This window comes from Pseudomonas sp. ACM7 (assembly GCF_004136015.1).
In the GTDB taxonomy this organism is placed as follows: Bacteria; Pseudomonadota; Gammaproteobacteria; order Pseudomonadales; family Pseudomonadaceae; genus Aquipseudomonas; species Aquipseudomonas frigoris.
The window spans coordinates 5,620,465-5,639,108 of the sequence record NZ_CP024866.1; the positions used below are offsets into that span (position 1 = coordinate 5,620,465).

Genomic DNA, 18,644 nt, shown 5'->3' on the forward strand with positions numbered 1-18,644 from the left:
GACTCAAGAAAACGGGCCATAGAGCTTCAAGCTCACTGAAATTCCTGTGGGAGCGACCTGTGGTGGGGGGATTTATCCCCGTTCGGCTGCGAAGCAGTCGTCAATCCGGACAAACCGGTCTGTCTGAACGGACGCGGGGGCCGCTTCGCGACCCAACGGGGATAAATCCCCTCACCACAGTTCGCTCCCACAGGGGTTGTGCAGAGCCCGATCAATCCTGATGAGGTAGCCACATGTATCAGTACGATGACTATGACCGGGCCCTGGTCTTTGAGCGGGTCGCGCAGTTTCGCGATCAGATCGAACGCTTCATGGCGGATGAGTTGAGCGAAGAAGAATTCCTGCCGCTGCGTTTACAAAACGGCCTGTACATGCAAAAGCACGCCTACATGCTGCGGGTGGCGATTCCTTACGGCACGTTAAGCGCGCCGCAAATGCGTACGCTGGCGAGCATCGCCCGGGATTACGATCGTGGCTACGGCCACTTCACCACCCGGCAGAACATGCAGTTCAACTGGATCGAACTGGCCCAGGTGCCGGACATTCTCGAGCGCCTGGCGCAAGTGGAAATGCACGCGATCCAGACCTCCGGCAACTGTGTGCGCAACATCACCACCGAAGCCTTTGCCGGGGTGGCGGCGGACGAAATGATCGACCCACGACCGCTGGCGGAAATCCTGCGGCAATGGTCGACCATCAACCCGGAATTCCTGTTCCTGCCGCGCAAGTTCAAGATCGCCATCTGCTCGGCGGAACAGGACCGGGCGGCGATCATGATGCATGACATCGGCCTCTATCTTTACCCGGGCACTGACGGGCAAATGCTGCTGCGGGTCATCGTCGGCGGCGGGTTGGGGCGCACGCCGATCCTTGGTTTACAGATTCGCGAAGGGTTGCCGTGGCAGCATTTGCTGTCCTACGTAGAGGCGGTGCTGCGGGTCTACAACCGCCACGGTCGGCGCGACAACAAGTACAAGGCGCGGATCAAGATTCTGGTCAAGGCGCTGGGCATCGAAGCCTTTGCCCGGGAAGTGGCGGAGGAGTGGCAGTACCTCAAGGACGGTCCGGCGCAGTTGACTGAAGTCGAATATGAGCGCGTGGCCAGTGCCTTTGTGCCGCCGGATTACCGCGCTCTGGCGGACACCGACCTCGATTTCGGCACACGCCTTTCCGAAAACCCGGCCTTTGCCCGTTGGGTGTCGCGCAACGTTCAGCCACACAAAGTGCCGGGTTACGCCAGCGTGGTGCTGTCGACCAAACCGGGCATCGCCTCACCGCCGGGTGATGTCACGGCCGAGCAAATGGAGGCCGTGGCCGACTGGTCCGAGCAGTTCGGTTTTGGCGAAATTCGCATCGCCCATGAACAGAACATTGTGTTGCCCGACGTGCCCAAGGCTGATCTCTACACGCTTTGGTGCCGCGCCTGCGAACAGGGCCTGGGCTGCGCCAACATCGGCTTGCTGACCGACATCATCGCCTGCCCCGGCGGCGACTTCTGCGCGCTGGCCAATGCCAAGTCGATCCCTATCGCGCAAGCGATTCAGGCACGCTTCGAAGACCTCGACTATCTGCATGATCTGGGCGACATCAGCCTGAACATCTCCGGCTGCATAAACGCCTGCGGCCACCACCACATCGGCAACATCGGCATTCTGGGGGTCGATAAGAACGGCAGCGAGTGGTACCAGATCACCCTCGGCGGGGCTCAGGGCAAGAACAGCGCATTGGGCAAAGTCATCGGCCCGTCCTTCAGCGCCGCCGAAGTACCCGGGGTGATCGAGCGGATCATCGCCACGTTCGTCAATTACCGCGAGAGTGAGGAAGTGTTCGTCGACACCTTGCAGCGCATCGGTCTGGAACCGTTCAAAGAGCAGGTCTATCCGAAGCTGTTGGAGGTGTCGGCATGAACAATGTGCTACGGCTGGAGGAGGGTGTGGCGCGGATTGTCGCTGATGATCCATGGACCCTGGTCAGGGATGTCAACGATGAATGGCCGGCGGGTGCAGTGATTCTGCCGTTGGCCCGCTGGCTTGAAGGTCCACCGCAAAAGGGTGTGTGGTTGGGGCCGGACGATGAAGTGGACAGCCTCAAGCCGTGGTTTTCACACCTGCCGCTGATTGCCCTCGACTTTCCGAGTTTCCGTGATGGTCGCGGTTACAGCCAGGCGTACTTGCTGCGCACTCGATTGGGCTGGACGGGCGAGTTGCGCGCGGTCGGCGACGTACTGCGCGATCAACTTAGCCACATGCGTCAATGCGGGTTCGACAGCTTTGCGGTGCGTGAGGACAAGTCGGTTGAAGATGCGCTCAAGGGGCTGGCCGGGATGAGTGTGCTGTATGGGCGTTCGGTAATTGAGCCGCGGCCGTTGTTTCGACGGCGTCAGTAGAAACCCCGGTGAGGACGGCGCATCCTGTAGAGCTGGATGCGCCGAGCGCTGTCAGTTGATGCGGACCAGAGCAGCTCGATCGCTTGGAGAAAGCTGATCAATTTCGAGCAGCGTCAGGCTTTTTGGCGCTTCACCAGGCAGTGGGTTGCCAAGATTGCCCGCAGCGTCGGCGGGAAGTTTGTACATCGCGCCAGTGAGTGGATCGACAACGAGCATGCCAATCACCCCCCCCAATAACAGGTTGCCCCAGTACCAGCCACTCATGCTGGTTTCCAGCGTAGCGCTGGTATCGGCATAACCTTCTTTCTTAAACGTGATGGTGTAGGCCTCACCTTTGAAGTAGCCACGACCTGAAGGCAGGGTAACGGTATTGGGCGTGGAACCGTTATGAACGATGACTCCGTCCTTGTTCTTGATGGTGAAGTCGGCACCGCTTGGAGTGCTCGACACGTTCACTGGGTATTTGCTGTCGCCTACGATGCTTGCACAGCCCGAAGTCAGCAGTGTGGCGGTCAGGGCTGTAACGGTGAACAGCGTGCGGAGAGCTTTCATTGATGATCCTTGAGACCGGGATTGCCGTCATTGGCCGAGGTACGCTTCATGTCGCCTCGTTGTGAGTATTGGGGGCTGACTGCCCGGCGCGGACTCTAGCACTAATGGCAGTGAGCCATCATCCAGAATTTAAATTAATTCGGTGTAGTCGCACGCCTTGGGAGATGTTGTGTGGTGGCGCAAGGCATTTGTACTTGGGTCGATGATGGCACTTTGGTAGAGTCCGCACCTCATAAGGAAGTCGTACCGAAAGGAGTCTGGTTTGAGTGTGGGCAAGAAGATTTTAGGGTTAACCGCGTTTCTGCTGATGTTGACCCTGTGGGGCGGTTACTTTTATGTGTTCCAGGAAAACCGCGGCGGGCAGTTGGGTGGCGCGTTCGACAGTTACGCCTGGTGCGGCACGCCACCGGCCGCTGATGCGCTGTCGCTGGGCAAGGATCAGCTGACCCTACGCATCACCAACAACCTGCGTGGCGAGTTCATGCTCAGCGGCGCGGTGATTGTTTCCGAGCGCACTTTCAACCGCTACGACCTGGGCCGAAACGAGCTGCGCTTGCGCCTGGAACCGCTGCAATGGTCTTACGGCGCCACGCCGATTTTTCTCGAACAGGTCAGGATCAAACCCCTGAGCCGTAACCTCGCGTCAGACAACAAAAGCGCCTATGCGGAGCTGGAGCCGCGACCGATCGGCGTGCAGGGGCGCTTCACCGAGTTTCCCTTCGACACCTACCGCTACGGCTACAAACCGGTGCTGTATTACCTCAAGGGCAATGAGCGCATCGACTTGCGCTTTCGCCACATCACCACGGTGATGGAGATGTCGAACACCTTTACGCCCATTCAAAAGTACAACCGGGCCGAGTACATCAACGAGAAAAACGCGTTGGTGCGTGACGAGGATTACAAGCCTTACGCCGTCAACGAATGTGCGTTCAGCGTCGAGCGCAAAGGCTCGTTCAAAGTGATCGTCTTGCTGTTGCTGCTGGTGATTTGCCTGCCGCTGATGCATGTGTTTTATCGCGACGAGCCGGGCATCGATTTTCTCGCCACGCTGGTGAGTATCGGGGCGATCCGGGTGTTTCTGGTCGGGCCGTTGCAGGACTTTCAGCTGTACAACATCGACTTCCTGTTCGGCGCGGCGATTTTACTGGTGGGGACGGTGTCGTCGATCAAGGCGATGCGGGCGAATAGTCGGCGGGAGTTGGCGTTGAAGAGCGGGTCGTCCTGGTAATTCAGAGCCGAGATTGTTGTCGTCTGCGCCGGCCTCATCGCGAGCAAGCTCGCTCCCACAGTGGGTCTGTTGTGGCCACACAATCTGTGTACACCAGAGATCCATGTGGGAGCGAGCTTGCTCGCGAGGGGCCTTTGGATCAGCCCCCCATCACTTCAACGCCGGATCCCCCATGTTCATTTTCTTCCAGCCTTGCAGCAGCACCTGCGCCTTCGGTTCCTGCCCGTTATCCAGGTAGTACTGGATCAACGACAACCGGGCATTGCGATTGGCCGGTTGCACTTTCAGCAGCCGCTCCAGCTCTTGGCAGGCCTCATCGACCTTGCCGCTGTCGTGCAACGCCACCGCCAACACGTAACCGTACTGAGCGTTCTGAGGTTCCAGTTGCGCAGCCTTGCGCAGGGCCGGCATGGCCTGGGCGGATTTGCCAGCGCGCACCAGGGACAGGCCTTGAGTGTGTTGCAGCAGGGCGGCATCCGGATGTGCTTTCAGGCTCTGCTCCAGCAGCGTCTGAGCTTCCTGACTGCGTCCGTTCGCCTCCAGCCATTGCACCAGCGTCACCAGTGCCGGGTAGAAATCAGGATCTTGTTTGAGGGCGGTGCGAAGCAGCGCTGCGACTTCGCCGCTACGACCGCTGGCCTGATAGAGCATGGCGAGGTTGAGGTTGGCTTCAGCGCGTTCGGCCAGGCTCTTCTGGACCTCCTCGTACTCGGCGATGGCTGCATTCCAGTTGTCCTGGGCGTTGCCTAAACCATTACGGGCCACGCTCAGCAGGTCACGAGCCGCGACAATCCGCACAGCCTTCACCGGATCATGCAGCAACGGCGTCAGCAGCGACGCGCGCTCCGGTGGTGGCAGGAACGCGCTGATCGCCCGGACGGCGCTTTCACGCACTTGCGGTGCCGGGTGGCTCAAGTCCTTGGTAGCCAGTTTCAACGCCTGTTCGCTTGGGTACAGCGGCAACTCGGCGAGCAGGGTCGCGCGCTGAATCGCTGGCAAGTTGCTGCGTTGAAGCTGTTCGTACAAGGCTTGTGCCGCGCCGGGCTGACCGTTGCGAATCAGCCACAGGCTTTCGTCGTAACGCGGCGCCTGCGCGGTGGTGGTGTTCCAGAGCTTGAATTGCTCGGTGACCTTGTCGCCAGCCTTGCCCTGGTGACAGGTCAGGCAAGCATCCGGCGTGCCGAGTTTTTTCGCCCGCTCAGGGTTGGGGATGCTGAAACTGTGGTCATGCCTGAAGTCATTACCCATGTAGAACTTGCCGGGCATGTGGCAATCCATGCACTGCGAACCCGGCTGGCCCATGGTGTGGCGGGTGTGTTCGATGGAATCGTAGTTCTTCGCTTGCAGCCCTTTGCCGTCGACGCCGTTCACCGAAGTCTTGCCGGCGGTGTTGTGGCATTGCAGGCAGACACCGTTGCCCGGTGCCTTCAGCTCGGTGCTGTGCGGGTTGTGGCAGTTGCTGCAGCGCACGCCCTTGTCGAACATTTTGCTCTGGGCGAAGGAGCCGTGTTCGAACACTTCGTCCTTGATCTTGCCGTCCAGCGCATACAACTCGCGGGTCAGGGTACTCGGCAGGTAGTCATCCATCAGGCGCTTGCCAGTGGTGAAGCCGTCGCCCAAAGGCGCGCGGCGCGAGTGGCAGCGGGCACAGGTTTCGATTTCGACAGTGGCGTTCTTGTCCTTCAGGTCGAGGGCAAAACCGGCATGGACCAGGTCACCTTTTTTTGCCGTCCATTCCAGGTGATTGGAGGCCGGACCGTGGCAAGCCTGACAGCCGACACCGAGGCTGTTCCAGTGACTGTCGAAGGTGTTTTTTGCGGCATTGAAATTGCGTTTGTAACCGGTGGTGTGGCACTCGACGCACATGAAGTTGGCGTTCTGGCTCGGCTTGCTCCAGTGCAACGGGTCTTTGAAGTTCACACCCTGGCCCGGATAGAGGTGAAACCAGCGGTGCTTCTCGGTATCCCAGGCCACGCCGAGGGCCTGCAACCGACCTTCGCCGACCTCGATCAGGTATTGCTGCAACGGCGCGATGCCGAAGGTGTAGGCGACCTTGAAGTCGGCATTCTTGCCGTCAATGCCGGGGGTGTTGACCCAGAATTCGTCGCCCTTGCGCGAGAAACGGGTGGTTTCATTTTCCGCTTTGAAGGAGACGTTATTGAAGTCGCCCAGCATCGTCTCGGCATTGGCTTCCTGCATCGCCAATTGGTGATGGGAGCCTTGCCAGTCCTTGACCTGCTCGCTGTGGCAGCCCTGGCATTGTTGCTCATCGACCATCGTTGCCGGCGCCACGGCAACCGGTTGCGGTTTGACCGGCTGAGCGACCGGCGTACTGACAGGCGCATAAGTCACGGGGGCCGGTTTGCTGCTGAACAGAAACCAGCCGATGCCCGCGACGGCCAATAGCAAGACGCCGAGGGTGACGGGAAACAGGTAACGGTTAATCAAGGTCGGTGGCGAATCAGGGTTTGTCTGTACCGCTTTATTTTTATGTTTCGGCATTGCGACTTCCATAGTCCGGGTGCGTTTGCCGTCAGGCGCGCGTTCAAGCTCGACGCAACTTTGCCGGATGGCCGGCGTCTGTCAAATGACGGTTGTGATTTACTGTGTAGCGTTGCCACCCTCGGGTGCCACGGTCATGGTGATGCGCTGGGTGGACCCCAAACTCGACATCAACAAATTCACCAGTGTTTACATCGAACCGACCCAGCTCTATCCCAAACCTCAACCGACCGTGAAAATCCCTCAGGCGACCCTGAACGGAATCACCCGTTACTACGATCAGGCACTCAAGCGCGAAATCGGTAAATCCCTGCCGTTGGCCGTTGGCCGCAGGTCCTGATCCGGGTGTGATCGTGGTGCGCGCCGCCATCACCGCCGTGAGCAGCAAGACTGAAAGCCTGAAGCTCTATGAAGTGATCTCGATCGCCCTGGTGGCAGCGGCTGTGAACACGGCCAGTGGCATTCGCGCTCAGGAAACCGACCTAGCCACTGAGGCACTCGTGGGAATGATCGTGGAGGCGCTGCATCACTCACCGACAGGTCGCCGCCTGAACGCCGAGTTTGTCACGGAGTTCTTCCTGTCACAGCGCGTAGGAAACCAGCGGCAAGGCCCACAGATAACTTTGGGTCGCCTGTTGGAAATCCAGCTCGGCGTAAAGCCTGGCGATCGATTCTTGGGTCGGCGATTCGCCTGCCATCGCGATCTTGCCGATCCGCATATCGAGGTCCCGAGCACCGACGCCGCAACTGACGAACATCGTCATCAGGCTGAAACCGGCTGCGCGAATTGCAACGTGCATATCAAAGTCCTCATACCGAAGGTGACGTTGGTCCCGGCGAGCTGTGCGAATTGCAGTAGGCCATCGCCGTTGCTGTAGCCGCCGTTTGGGTGGGGGCGAGTGTTGATTGGCACGGTGGCGCGCAGCAACTGCGCCACACCAATAATATCGCCGGGAGCGAGGGTTAAGTGCCACGCATTAGAACGTCATTGGTGTGGATATTGGTGTCGTGAGGCGCGGGCGTGTAGTCATCCTGGAGGGTGGGTACCGGGCCTGTAGGACACTCTGTTGAAGCTAGCAGCTGACGCCGGGTTCGCCAGCCGAAGGGGGAATCCTTGGTTTTTTGTACACGTTTGCGTGAGTTCCGTGTACTAAAAAGTTGTTGGGAAACAGGGGGTAGAGATCCATGGACTGCCGATGTGGCGAGGGGGACAAGCCCCCTTGCCACATTGATTGGATTATTCAGCGTTTTTTCGCCTGCTCGCGAAGTCGCTCCTCCTGCTCTCGCAACTCCGGTGTGAACTCAGCCCCGAAATCTTCGGCCTCGAACACCTGGCGAATCTCGATCTCGGCGTCGGTGCCTGGCATCGGGTTGGGGCAGCGCTTGACCCACTCGATTGCCTCTTGTTTCGACTTCACCTGCCAAATCCAGTAGCCGGCGATCAGTTCCTTGGTTTCGGCGAACGGGCCGTCGATCACCGTGCGCTTTTCACCCGAGAATCGCACCCGGGCGCCCTTGCTGCTGGGTTGCAGGCCATCGCACTCGATGAGGATGCCGGCTTTGACCAGCTCCTCGTTGTAGTTGCCCATCGCGGTCAACAGTTCCTCGCTGGGCATCACACCGGCCTCGGAATCCTGGCTGGCTTTCACAATGATCATGAATCGCATGGTCTTATCTCCGCTGGATGTGAGTGATTCACAGGTTAGTCGAATGGCCGTCACTTGAATCGACAGCGCTGGCTGCCTTGCATGCATCCGATCCTGTGGGAGCGAGCTTGCTCGCGATAGCGGTGTACCAGTCGACACCCATTTTGAATGTTAGTCCGCTATCGCGAGCAAGCTCGCTCCCACAGGTTTTGTGTTGATTGTTAGAGTTGTATCCAATTTAGGGGGCGACACTTCACAATTTGTATCTGGGCATAGGTCGTCGGGCCATTTCGTGGTTAACTTCGGCCTCTTCAAAACTCTCTACAACAACGTTCAGAAGGACTCCGTTCATGGCTCAAGTCACTCTTAAAGGCTCCCCGGTTCAAGTCAACGGCCAACTGCCACAAGCCGGTTCCAAGGCGCCAGCCTTTTCCCTGGTTGCCGGCAATCTGTCCGACGTGACCCTGGCGAGCTTCGCCGGCAAGCGCAAAGTGCTGAACATCTTCCCAAGCGTCGATACCCCGACCTGCGCGACTTCGGTTCGCAAGTTCAACGCCCAGGCCAGTGATGTCGCCAACACTGTCGTGCTGTGCATTTCCGCTGACCTGCCGTTCGCTCAAGCGCGCTTCTGCGGCGCCGAAGGCCTGGAAAACGTACAAAACCTGTCGACCCTGCGCGGTGCCGAGTTCATCGAGAACTACGGCGTTGCCATCGCTGACGGCCCGCTCAAAGGCCTGACGGCCCGTGCCGTCGTGGTTTTGGACGAAAACGACAACGTTCTGCACAGCGAACTGGTCAAGGAAATCGCTGAAGAACCGAACTACGAAGCGGCACTTGCCGTTCTTAAATAAGTAAAGCATTACAATTGTTAACGGCCTGGCACTGTCCAGGCCGTTTTCATTTGTGATTCAGTGTCTTGGCAAAACATCCTGTTACGTAAGCCAAAGGTAAATTGCCGGTAAAGCCGCTTTGCTTAATGCCCGCCAGTGCTTATCGTTCAGCCTCCTGTAGAAGAAGCCCACGCGCCCAATGGTTGATCATTCCATGCAATCCTCCGTTTCCCGTAGTCCCCGTCGCTGGCTGTTCGGCCTGCTTGTCCTGTTGGTCATCGCTGGCCTGTGCTGGAAATTCTGGCCCGCCGGCACTGCCCAAAAAGAGGGCGCAGGGCAAAAAGCCGTTGCCGGCCATACCGGCAGGTCGGGGGGGATGCGTCCGGGTTTCGGCGGGGCGACGGGGCCTGTTCCAGTGCGTGTCGCGCCAGCAGTCAAGGGCGACTTCCCGCTGTACTACAAGGCGCTGGGCACCGTGACGGCGCTGAACACCATTAATGTGCGCAGCCGCGTCGGCGGTGAGCTGATGAAGATCTCCTTCGAGGAAGGGCAGATGGTCAAGGCTGGCGATCTGCTGGCTGAAATCGACCCGCGTCCTTACCAGAACGCCTTGCTTCAGGCTGAAGGCACGTTGCTGCAGAACCAGGCACAACTGAAAAACGCCCAGGTCGATGTGGAACGCTATCGCGGCCTGTATCGCGAAGACAGTATTGCCAAGCAGACCCTGGACACCGCCGAAGCGCTGGTGGGCCAGTATCAGGGCACGGTCAAAACCAATCAGGCGGCGGTCAACGACGCCAAGCTCAATCTGGAATTCACCAAGATCCGCGCCCCGATTGCCGGGCGTGTGGGCTTGCGTCAGCTGGATGTCGGCAACCTGGTGGCGGCCAACGACACCACCGCGCTGGTGATCATCACCCAGACCCAACCGATCAGCGTTGCGTTCACCTTGCCGGAAAACAGCCTGGAGACCGTGCTGGCCCGTTATCGCACCGGCGCCAAACTGCCCGCCGAAGCCTGGGACCGTGGCGACACCAAGTTGCAGGCCACCGGCGTCTTGCAGAGCCTGGACAACCAGATCGACGTCACCACCGGCACCCTGAAATTCAAGGCTCGTTATGAGAACCGCGATCAGGCGCTGTTCCCGAACCAGTTCGTCAACGTCCACCTGCTGGCCGACACCCTCAAAGACGTGGTGCTCGCACCTTCGGCAGCGATTCAGTTCGGCACCAACGGCACGTTTGTCTACGCCTTGGACGGCGACAAGAAAGTCGCGATTCGTCAGTTGAAAGTTGGCGCCAGTGACGGTGAAAACACCGTGATTACCGAAGGCCTGGCCCCCGGGGATCGCGTGGTCCTTGAAGGCACTGACCGCTTGAAGGAAGGCAGCGAAGTGGAAGTGGTCAACGACACCAAGGATGTACCGACCACCCCGACCGAGCACCTGCAAGGCAAATCGGCCGCCACGGTGCCTGACGCGACGACCACCGACAAGGCGAAAAAGGGCGGCGCATGAACATCTCGCGGCTGTTCATCCTTCGCCCGGTCGCCACGACCCTGAGCATGCTGGCCATTATCCTGGCCGGCGTGATCGCCTATCGGCTGTTGCCGGTGTCGGCATTGCCTCAGGTCGATTACCCGACCATCCGCGTCATGACGCTGTACCCCGGTGCCAGCCCGGATGTCATGACCAGCGCCGTGACTGCGCCGCTGGAGCGTCAATTCGGGCAGATGCCCGGCCTGACCCAGATGGCTTCGACCAGTTCCGGCGGTGCTTCAGTGCTGACCCTGCGTTTCAGCCTCGACATCAACATGGATGTCGCCGAGCAGCAGGTGCAGGCGGCGATCAACGCCGCGACCAATTTGCTGCCCAAGGACCTGCCGGCGCCGCCGGTGTACAACAAGGTCAACCCGGCGGACACCCCGGTGCTGACGCTGGCCATCACCTCCAAGACCATGCTGCTGCCCAAGCTCAATGATTTGGTCGACACGCGCATGGCGCAGAAAATTGCCCAGATCAGCGGCGTCGGCATGGTCAGCATTGCCGGCGGCCAGCGTCAGGCTGTGCGGATCAAGGTCAACCCCGAGGCGCTGGCGGCCAATGGCTTGAACCTGTCGGACGTACGCACCTTGATCGGCGCGTCCAACGTCAACCAGCCCAAGGGCAACTTCGACGGCCCGACCCGGGTGTCGATGCTCGATGCAAACGATCAACTGACCTCGCCCAAGGACTACGCCAACCTGATCCTCGCCTACGCCAACGGCGCGCCGTTGCGGCTCAAGGACGTGGCGGAGATCGTCGATGGTGCGGAAAACGAACGTCTGGCGGCGTGGGCCAATGAAAACCAGGCGGTGTTGTTGAACATCCAGCGTCAGCCTGGCGCCAACGTCATCGAAGTGGTTGACCGGATCAAAGCCCTGCTGCCGAGCATCACCGACAACCTGCCGGCCGGTCTCGAAGTCACCGTGCTGACCGACCGTACCCAGACCATCCGCGCCTCGGTCACCGACGTGCAGCACGAATTGTTGATCGCCATTGCGCTGGTCGTGATGGTGACCTTCCTGTTTCTGCGTCGGGCCAGCGCTACGATCATTCCGTCAGTGGCCGTGCCACTGTCGCTGATCGGCACCTTCGGCGTGATGTACCTCGCGGGTTTCTCGGTCAATAACCTGACCCTGATGGCACTGACCATCGCCACCGGTTTCGTGGTGGACGATGCGATTGTCATGCTGGAGAACATTTCCCGATTTATCGAAGAGGGCGACAGCCCCCTGAATGCGGCGCTCAAGGGCGCCAAACAGATCGGCTTCACCCTGATCTCCCTGACCCTGTCGCTGATTGCAGTACTGATTCCGTTACTGTTCATGGCCGACGTGGTAGGGCGGTTGTTCCGCGAATTTGCCATCACCCTGGCGGTGGCGATCCTGATCTCCCTGGTGGTGTCCCTGACCCTGACGCCAATGATGTGTGCGCGGCTGCTCAAGCGTGAACCGAAGGAAGAGGAACAGGGCCGTTTCTACCGGGCCAGTGGCGCCACAATTGATTGGATGATCGCGGCTTACGGGCGCAAGTTAAAGTGGGTTCTCAAGCATCAACCGCTGACCCTGATGGTGGCCATCGGCACACTGGCGTTGACTGTGTTTCTTTACATGGTGGTGCCCAAGGGCTTCTTCCCGGTGCAGGACACCGGGGTGATCCAGGGTATTTCCGAGGCGCCGCAGTCGATTTCCTTTGCGGCAATGAGCGAACGTCAGCAGGAACTGGCCAAAGTGATTCTGGCGGATCCGGCGGTGGAGAGCTTGTCGTCCTACATCGGCGTCGACGGTGACAACTCGACGCTCAATAGCGGTCGTCTACTGATCAACCTAAAATCCCACAGCAATCGCGACCTGAGCGCCACCGAGGTGATTGCACGTCTGCAACCGGAACTGGACAAACTCATCGGCATACGCCTGTTCATGCAGCCGGTGCAGGACCTGACCATCGAAGACCGCGTCAGCCGGACTCAATACCAGTTCAGCATGTCGTCGCCGGATTCCGAGCTGCTCAGTCTGTGGAGTGGTCGTCTGGTGGAAGCCCTGGCCCAACGGCCTGAGCTGACCGACGTCGCCAGCGATTTGCAGGACAAGGGCTTGCAGGCCTATCTGGTGATTGACCGCGATGCGGCGTCGCGGGTCGGTGTGTCGGTGTCGAACATCACCGATGCGCTGTACGACGCCTTTGGTCAGCGGCAGATTTCCACCATCTACACCCAGGCCAGCCAATACCGCGTGGTGCTGCAATCGCAGGCCGGCGAGAAGATCGGCCCGGATGCGCTGAATCAGATTCACGTGAAAACCACCGACGGCGGACAAGTACGCCTGTCCAGTCTGGCGCACATCGAGGAGCGTCAGGCGCAGCTGGCGATCACTCATATCGGTCAGTTCCCGGCAGTGATGATGTCCTTCAACCTCGCGCCCGGCGTGGCGCTGGGGCATGCGGTGGAGATCATCGACCAGGTGCAGAAAGACATCGGCATGCCGATTGGCGTGCAGACCCAGTTCCAGGGCGCGGCCGAGGCATTCCAGGCGTCGCTGTCGAGCACCTTGCTCCTGATTCTGGCGGCAGTGGTGACCATGTACATCGTGCTCGGCGTGCTCTACGAGAGCTACATCCACCCGATCACCATTCTCTCGACCTTGCCCTCGGCGGCGGTTGGAGCCCTGCTGGCGTTGCTGTTGAGCGGGAATGATCTGGGAATGATCGCGATCATCGGCATCATTTTGTTGATCGGTATCGTGAAAAAGAACGCGATCATGATGATCGACTTCGCCCTCGACGCTGAACGCAATCAGGGCATGGACCCGGAAACGGCGATCTATCAGGCGGCGCTGCTGCGTTTCCGGCCGATTCTGATGACCACACTGGCCGCGTTGTTCGGCGCGGTACCACTGATGCTGGCGACCGGCTCCGGCGCGGAACTGCGTCAACCGTTGGGTCTGGTAATGGTGGGCGGCTTGTTGGTGAGTCAGGTGCTGACGTTGTTTACCACTCCAGTCATCTATCTGTATTTCGACCGCCTCGGTCGGCGCTGGGGGCGCAAGCCTGAAGCCGTGGAAGCGGCAGAACAGCCATGAACCTGTCCGGACCTTTCATCAAGCGCCCGGTCGCGACGATGTTGCTGAGCCTGGCGATCCTGCTGCTGGGCGGCGTGAGCTTCGGCCTGTTGCCGGTGGCGCCGTTGCCGCAGATGGACTTCCCGGTGATCGTGGTTCAGGCGAGTCTGGCCGGTGCGAGCCCGGAGGTCATGGCCTCGACGGTGGCCACGCCGTTGGAACGCTCCTTCGGCGCCATCGCCGGGGTCAACACCATGAGCAGCCGCTCCAGCCAGGGCTCGACCCGGGTGATTTTGCAGTTCGACCTGGACCGCGACATCAACGGCGCGGCGCGGGAAGTGCAGGCGGCGATCAACGCTTCGCGCAACCTGCTGCCGAGCGGGATGCGCAGCATGCCGACCTACAAGAAGGTCAACCCGTCCCAGGCGCCGGTCATGGTGCTGTCGCTGACCTCCGACGTACTGGAAAAAGGCCAGCTCTACGATTTGGCCTCGACGATTCTGTCCCAGAGCGTGTCTCAGGTGCAGGGTGTCGGCGAAGTGCAGATCGGCGGCAGTTCCTTGCCGGCGGTGCGCATCGAACTCGAACCGCAGGCGCTCAACCAATACGGCGTGGCGCTGGACGATGTGCGCAACACAATCGCCAACGCCAACGTGCGCAGGCCAAAAGGCTCGGTCGAAGACGGCCAGCGGCTGTGGCAGGTTCAGGCCAACGATCAACTGGAAAAAGCCAAGGATTACGAGTCGCTGATCATTCACTACGCGGACGGCGCGGCCCTGCGCCTGAAGGACGTGGCCAAGGTCAGCGACGGCGTCGAAGACCGCTACAACAGCGGTTTCTTCAACAACGACGCGGCGGTACTGCTGGTGATCAACCGTCAGGCCGGCGCCAACATCATCGAGACGGTCAACGAAATCAAGGCTCAGCTGCCGGCGTTGCAGGCCGTGTTGCCGGCCAGCGTGAAGCTGAACGTGGCGATGGACCGGTCGCCGGTGATCAAGGCGACCTTGCACGAAGCGGAAATGACCCTGTTGATTGCCGTGGCGCTGGTGATTCTGGTGGTGTTCCTGTTCCTCGGTAACTTCCGCGCCTCGCTGATTCCGACCCTTGCGGTGCCTGTGTCCCTGGTCGGCACCTTTGCGGTCATGTACCTCTACGGATTCTCCCTGAACAACCTGTCGCTGATGGCGCTGATTCTGGCCACCGGGCTGGTGGTGGACGATGCCATTGTGGTGCTGGAGAACATTTCCCGGCACATCGACAAAGGCGTACCGCCGATGAAGGCCGCGTACCTCGGGGCGCAGGAAGTCGGCTTCACCTTGCTGTCGATGAACGTCTCGCTGGTGGCGGTGTTCCTGTCGATCCTGTTCATGGGCGGGATTGTCGAAAGCCTGTTTCGCGAGTTTTCCATCACGTTGGCGGCGTCCATCGTGGTGTCGCTGGTGGTCTCCTTGACGCTGACCCCGATGCTCTGCGCCCGGTGGCTCAAGCCGCATACACCCGGTGAGGAAAACCGTTTGCAGCGCTGGAGTCAGCGCGCCAACGAGTGGATGGTCGGCAAATACGCCACAAGCCTCGACTGGGTGCTGCGTCACCGCCGGTTGACCTTGCTTACCCTGATAGTGACAGTCGGCGTTAACATTGCGCTGTATATCGTTGTTCCTAAAACATTTTTACCTCAGCAGGACACCGGCCAGCTGATCGGTTTCGTGCGCGGCGACGACGGGCTGTCATTCAGTGTGATGCAGCCGAAAATGGAAACCTTCCGCCGTGCCGTGCTCAAGGATGACGCGGTGCAAAGTGTCGCCGGCTTCATCGGCGGCACCAACGGCACCAACAATGCCTTCATGCTGGTGCGGCTGAAACCGATCAAGGAGCGAAACATTTCTGCGCAAAAGGTCATCGAACGCCTGCGCAAGGAAATGCCCAAGGTCGCCGGTGCGCAGCTGATGCTGATGGCCGATCAAGACCTGCAGTTTGGTGGCGGTCGTGAACAGACCACGTCCCAGTATTCCTACATCCTGCAAAGCGCCGACCTTGGCGAGTTGCGCGAGTGGTATCCGAAAGTCGTGACTGCGCTCAAGGCCTTGCCGGAACTGACGGCGATTGATGCCCGTGAAGGGCGCGGCGCCCAACAGGTGACCCTGATCGTCGATCGTGATCAGGCCAAACGCCTGGGCGTCGACATGGACATGGTCACCGCAGTGCTGAACAACGCCTACAGCCAGCGGCAGATTTCGACGATTTACGACAGCCTTAACCAGTATCAGGTGGTCATGGAGGTCAATCCCAAATATGCCCAGGACCCGATCACCCTCAAACAGGTTCAGGTGATCACCGCTGACGGTGCGCGGATTCCGCTCTCGACCATCGCGCATTACGAAAACAGCCTGGAAGACGACCGCGTCAGCCACGAAGGCCAGTTCGCCTCCGAGAGCATTTCCTTCGACATGGCCGAAGGCGTGACGGTGGAGCAGGGCACTGCGGCCATCGAGCGGGCTATCGCCAAACTGGGTATGCCGGAAGACGTGATCGTGAAAATGGCCGGCACCGCCGACGCCTTCGCCGCGACCCAGAAGAGCCAGCCTTGGATGATTCTCGGCGCGCTGGTGGCGGTGTATCTGGTGCTCGGTGTGCTGTATGAAAGCTATATCCATCCGCTGACCATTCTCTCGACCTTGCCGTCGGCCGGGGTCGGTGCGTTGCTGTCGATTTACGCGCTGGGCGGTGAGTTCAGCCTGATCTCGTTGCTCGGGCTGTTCCTGCTGATCGGCGTGGTGAAGAAAAACGCCATTCTGATGATCGACCTGGCGTTACAGCTGGAACGGCATCAGGGCATGGCGCCGCTGGAATCGATTCGCAGCGCTTGCTTGCAACGTCTGCGGCCTATTCTGATGACCACCTTGGCGGCGATCCTCGGCGCGTTGCCGTTGCTGCTGAGCCGCGCCGAAGGTGCGGAAATGCGTCAGCCGCTGGGCCTGACCATCATCGGCGGGCTGATCTTCAGCCAGGTGCTGACCCTTTACACCACCCCGGTGGTTTACCTCTATCTCGACAAACTGCGCCATCGTTTCAACCACTGGCGTGGGGTGCGTACCGATGCTGCTCTGGAAACTCCGCTATGACTGACCGTTCGCTTATCACTCTGGCTGCACCGCTGGTAACGGCCCGAGGCTCGCGTTTGTTGAGCCTGGCGCTGTGCGTGGCGATGCTCAGCGCCTGCGCCATCGGCCCGGATTACCAGCGCCCGCAAGCGGCTGCGCCGGCGCAATACAAGGAAGCGGCAGGCTGGCGTCAGGCCAATCCCGGCGATTCTCTGGCCCGTGGCGCCTGGTGGGAGTTGTATGGCGATCAGAAGCTCAATGGCCTGATCGAAAAACTCAACAGTTCCAACCAGACCGTCGCGCAGTCCGAAGCCCAGTACCGTCAGGCCCAGGCCTTGGTGCGCAGTGCTCGTGGCGCGTTTTTTCCGACCGTGGACCTGACCGTCGGGAAAAACCGCTCCAGCCAGGGCACCGGCAGCAGCAGTTCGAGCCTGACCAGTTCTTCCAGCGGGATTCGCGACACTTACACCGCACAGGCCGGGGTCAGTTGGGAAGCGGATATCTGGGGCAAACTGCGCCGTGGACTTGAGGCCGACACCGCCAACGCCCAGGCCAGTTTTGCCGATCTGGCGGCGATGCGCTTGAGCCAGCAGTCGGAACTGGTGCAGAACTATCTGCAACTGCGCGTGATCGACGAGCAGAAACGCCTGCTGGAAGCGACGGTCGAGGCCTATCAGCGCTCGCTGACAATGACCGAAAACCAATACCGCGCCGGTGTCTCCGGCAAGGACGCGGTGGCTCAGGCTCAGACTCAGCTCAAAAGCACCGAGGCTGACATGGTTGATTTGATCTGGCAGCGCGCTCAATTCGAGAACGCCATTGCCGTACTGATCGGGCTACCGCCGGCCGAGTTCAGCCTGGCAGAAACCAAAGACATCCCTGCGTTGCCCGAGATACCGCTGAGCCTGCCTTCGCAATTGCTCGAGCGCCGCCCGGACATCGCCTCCGCTGAACGTTCGGTGATGGCTGCCAACGCCAACATCGGCGTGGCCAAGGCTGCGTATTACCCGGATTTGACCCTGAGCCTGAACGGCGGCTATAGCAGCAGCACCTATGCCAACTGGATCAGCGTGCCGAACCGCTTCTGGTCGGTCGGACCGCAATTGGCCATGACCGTGTTCGACGGCGGTCAGCGCTCCGCGGAAGTTGACCGCAGCGAAGCGGCCTACGACGAGACCGTGGCCAAGTACCGCCAGACCGTGCTCGATGGTTTCCGTGAGGTGGAAAACTATCTGGTGCAGCTCAAGGTCCTGGAAGACGAAGCGGGCGTGCGCCAGGAAGCACTGGACGCGGCGCGAGAGTCCTTGCGCCTGACCCAGAACCAGTACAAAGCCGGTGTGATCGCTTATCTGGGCGTGGTGGTCGTTCAGGCCACAGCGTTGAACAATGAACGCAGCGTGCTGAGCCTGTTGCAGAGCCGGTTGATTGCCAGTGTGCAGTTGATCGCGGCATTGGGTGGTGGCTGGGATGGTCAGCTACAGGTGAGCGACAAAGAATAGCGACACATTCTCTGACGGCAAGTCGAGACTCCGTAGCAGCTGTCGAGCCTGCGAGGCTGCGTTCGGCTGCGTAGCAGTCGTGAAATCAGACGACACGGTGTTTCAGGAAGACCGCGTGTGCCGGGTTTACGACTGCTTCGCAGCCGAACGCAGCCTCGCAGGCCCGGCAGCTGCAGGTGAACGCGGCCGCCGCGAGGTATCAAACGAGTGTTTCATCGGCTTGATGGCCATTTGCTTATTTTGTCAGTGCGTTCTTTTGCGTAATCAGTACAATCGCCCGATTTGCCCCCCGAGAACG

11 protein-coding genes and 3 pseudogenes are annotated in these 18,644 nt (G+C 60.0%); 9 read left to right on the forward strand and 5 right to left on the reverse strand.

Going from position 1 to position 18,644, the window contains the following annotated elements; translation table 11 throughout:
* The first annotated feature begins 233 nt into the window (after positions 1 to 233).
* On the forward strand, positions 234 to 1,907 hold the full coding sequence (locus tag CUN63_RS26825; protein ID WP_129443864.1) for a nitrite/sulfite reductase: 1,674 nt from the start codon (positions 234 to 236) through the stop codon (positions 1,905 to 1,907).
* Positions 1,904 to 2,386, forward strand: coding sequence for a DUF934 domain-containing protein (locus CUN63_RS26830; protein WP_129443865.1), 483 nt, complete (start codon positions 1,904 to 1,906; stop codon positions 2,384 to 2,386). Before CUN63_RS26825 ends, CUN63_RS26830 begins: the two co-directional genes overlap by 4 nt.
* A 51-nt stretch (positions 2,387 to 2,437) precedes the next feature.
* Here the strand turns inward: CUN63_RS26830 and CUN63_RS26835 are convergent, their stop codons facing one another.
* The gene (locus CUN63_RS26835; protein WP_129443867.1) at positions 2,438 to 2,938 is read right to left on the reverse strand and encodes a hypothetical protein; all 501 of its coding nucleotides are present in this window, start codon (positions 2,936 to 2,938) and stop codon (positions 2,438 to 2,440) included.
* Between the two features lie 262 nt (positions 2,939 to 3,200).
* On the opposite strand from CUN63_RS26835, the gene CUN63_RS26840 reads away from it, so the two are divergent.
* Positions 3,201 to 4,169 (forward strand): hypothetical protein, encoded by a 969-nt coding sequence (locus CUN63_RS26840; protein ID WP_129443869.1) that lies wholly within the window; start codon positions 3,201 to 3,203, stop codon positions 4,167 to 4,169.
* 150 nt (positions 4,170 to 4,319) lie between these two features.
* Here the strand turns inward: CUN63_RS26840 and CUN63_RS26845 are convergent, their stop codons facing one another.
* Positions 4,320 to 6,671: a tetratricopeptide repeat protein gene (locus tag CUN63_RS26845; RefSeq protein WP_129443871.1), complete on the reverse strand. Its 2,352-nt coding sequence runs from the start codon at positions 6,669 to 6,671 to the stop codon at positions 4,320 to 4,322.
* A gap of 109 nt (positions 6,672 to 6,780) precedes the next feature.
* Between CUN63_RS26845 and CUN63_RS26850 the strand changes: the two are divergent.
* Positions 6,781 to 7,231 (forward strand): annotated as a pseudogene (locus CUN63_RS26850) (DUF3313 domain-containing protein); the annotation flags it as partial.
* Positions 7,232 to 7,255: 24 nt separating this feature from the next.
* On the opposite strand, the pseudogene CUN63_RS26855 reads toward CUN63_RS26850, so the two are convergent.
* The 3 genes and pseudogenes from CUN63_RS26855 to CUN63_RS26860 form a co-directional block, all read right to left on the reverse strand.
* Positions 7,256 to 7,471 (reverse strand): annotated as a pseudogene (locus CUN63_RS26855) (DUF1254 domain-containing protein); the annotation flags it as partial.
* Between the two features lie 59 nt (positions 7,472 to 7,530).
* Positions 7,531 to 7,721, reverse strand: a pseudogene (locus CUN63_RS32815) (hypothetical protein); the annotation flags it as partial.
* A gap of 191 nt (positions 7,722 to 7,912) precedes the next feature.
* Entirely contained in the window at positions 7,913 to 8,338 is a 426-nt protein-coding gene (locus CUN63_RS26860) for a YciI family protein (protein ID WP_129443873.1), read from the reverse strand.
* Between the two features lie 329 nt (positions 8,339 to 8,667).
* Between CUN63_RS26860 and tpx the strand changes: the two genes are divergently transcribed.
* The 5 genes from tpx (at position 8,668) to CUN63_RS26885 (ending at position 18,346) form a co-directional block, all read left to right on the forward strand.
* Positions 8,668 to 9,168 carry a thiol peroxidase gene (gene tpx, locus CUN63_RS26865; protein ID WP_008150862.1) on the forward strand — a complete coding sequence of 167 codons (501 nt, stop codon included), beginning with the start codon at positions 8,668 to 8,670 and terminating at the stop codon, positions 9,166 to 9,168.
* Between the two features lie 178 nt (positions 9,169 to 9,346).
* Positions 9,347 to 10,663, forward strand: coding sequence for an MdtA/MuxA family multidrug efflux RND transporter periplasmic adaptor subunit (locus tag CUN63_RS26870; protein WP_129443875.1), 1,317 nt, complete (start codon positions 9,347 to 9,349; stop codon positions 10,661 to 10,663).
* A complete protein-coding gene (locus CUN63_RS26875; RefSeq protein WP_129443877.1) occupies positions 10,660 to 13,764 on the forward strand; it encodes an MdtB/MuxB family multidrug efflux RND transporter permease subunit in 3,105 nt (1,034 codons plus the stop codon). Before CUN63_RS26870 ends, CUN63_RS26875 begins: the two co-directional genes overlap by 4 nt.
* Entirely contained in the window at positions 13,761 to 16,868 is a 3,108-nt protein-coding gene (locus tag CUN63_RS26880; protein ID WP_129443879.1) for an efflux RND transporter permease subunit, read from the forward strand. The genes CUN63_RS26875 and CUN63_RS26880 overlap by 4 nt, the downstream gene beginning before the upstream one ends.
* Positions 16,865 to 18,346, forward strand: coding sequence for an efflux transporter outer membrane subunit (locus CUN63_RS26885; protein ID WP_129443881.1), 1,482 nt, complete (start codon positions 16,865 to 16,867; stop codon positions 18,344 to 18,346). Before CUN63_RS26880 ends, CUN63_RS26885 begins: the two co-directional genes overlap by 4 nt.
* Positions 18,347 to 18,644: the final 298 nt, after the last annotated feature.

Coding starts and splice junctions, on each gene's coding strand:
- CUN63_RS26825 (WP_129443864.1), top strand. CDS start 234: ATGTATCAGTACGATGACTATGACCGGGCCCTGGTCTTTGAGCGGGTC.
- CUN63_RS26830 (WP_129443865.1), top strand. CDS start 1,904: ATGAACAATGTGCTACGGCTGGAGGAGGGTGTGGCGCGGATTGTCGCT.
- CUN63_RS26835 (WP_129443867.1), bottom strand. CDS start 2,938: ATGAAAGCTCTCCGCACGCTGTTCACCGTTACAGCCCTGACCGCCACA.
- CUN63_RS26845 (WP_129443871.1), bottom strand. CDS start 6,671: ATGCCGAAACATAAAAATAAAGCGGTACAGACAAACCCTGATTCGCCA.
- CUN63_RS26860 (WP_129443873.1), bottom strand. CDS start 8,338: ATGCGATTCATGATCATTGTGAAAGCCAGCCAGGATTCCGAGGCCGGT.
- tpx (WP_008150862.1), top strand. CDS start 8,668: ATGGCTCAAGTCACTCTTAAAGGCTCCCCGGTTCAAGTCAACGGCCAA.
- CUN63_RS26870 (WP_129443875.1), top strand. CDS start 9,347: ATGGTTGATCATTCCATGCAATCCTCCGTTTCCCGTAGTCCCCGTCGC.
- CUN63_RS26875 (WP_129443877.1), top strand. CDS start 10,660: ATGAACATCTCGCGGCTGTTCATCCTTCGCCCGGTCGCCACGACCCTG.
- CUN63_RS26880 (WP_129443879.1), top strand. CDS start 13,761: ATGAACCTGTCCGGACCTTTCATCAAGCGCCCGGTCGCGACGATGTTG.
- CUN63_RS26885 (WP_129443881.1), top strand. CDS start 16,865: ATGACTGACCGTTCGCTTATCACTCTGGCTGCACCGCTGGTAACGGCC.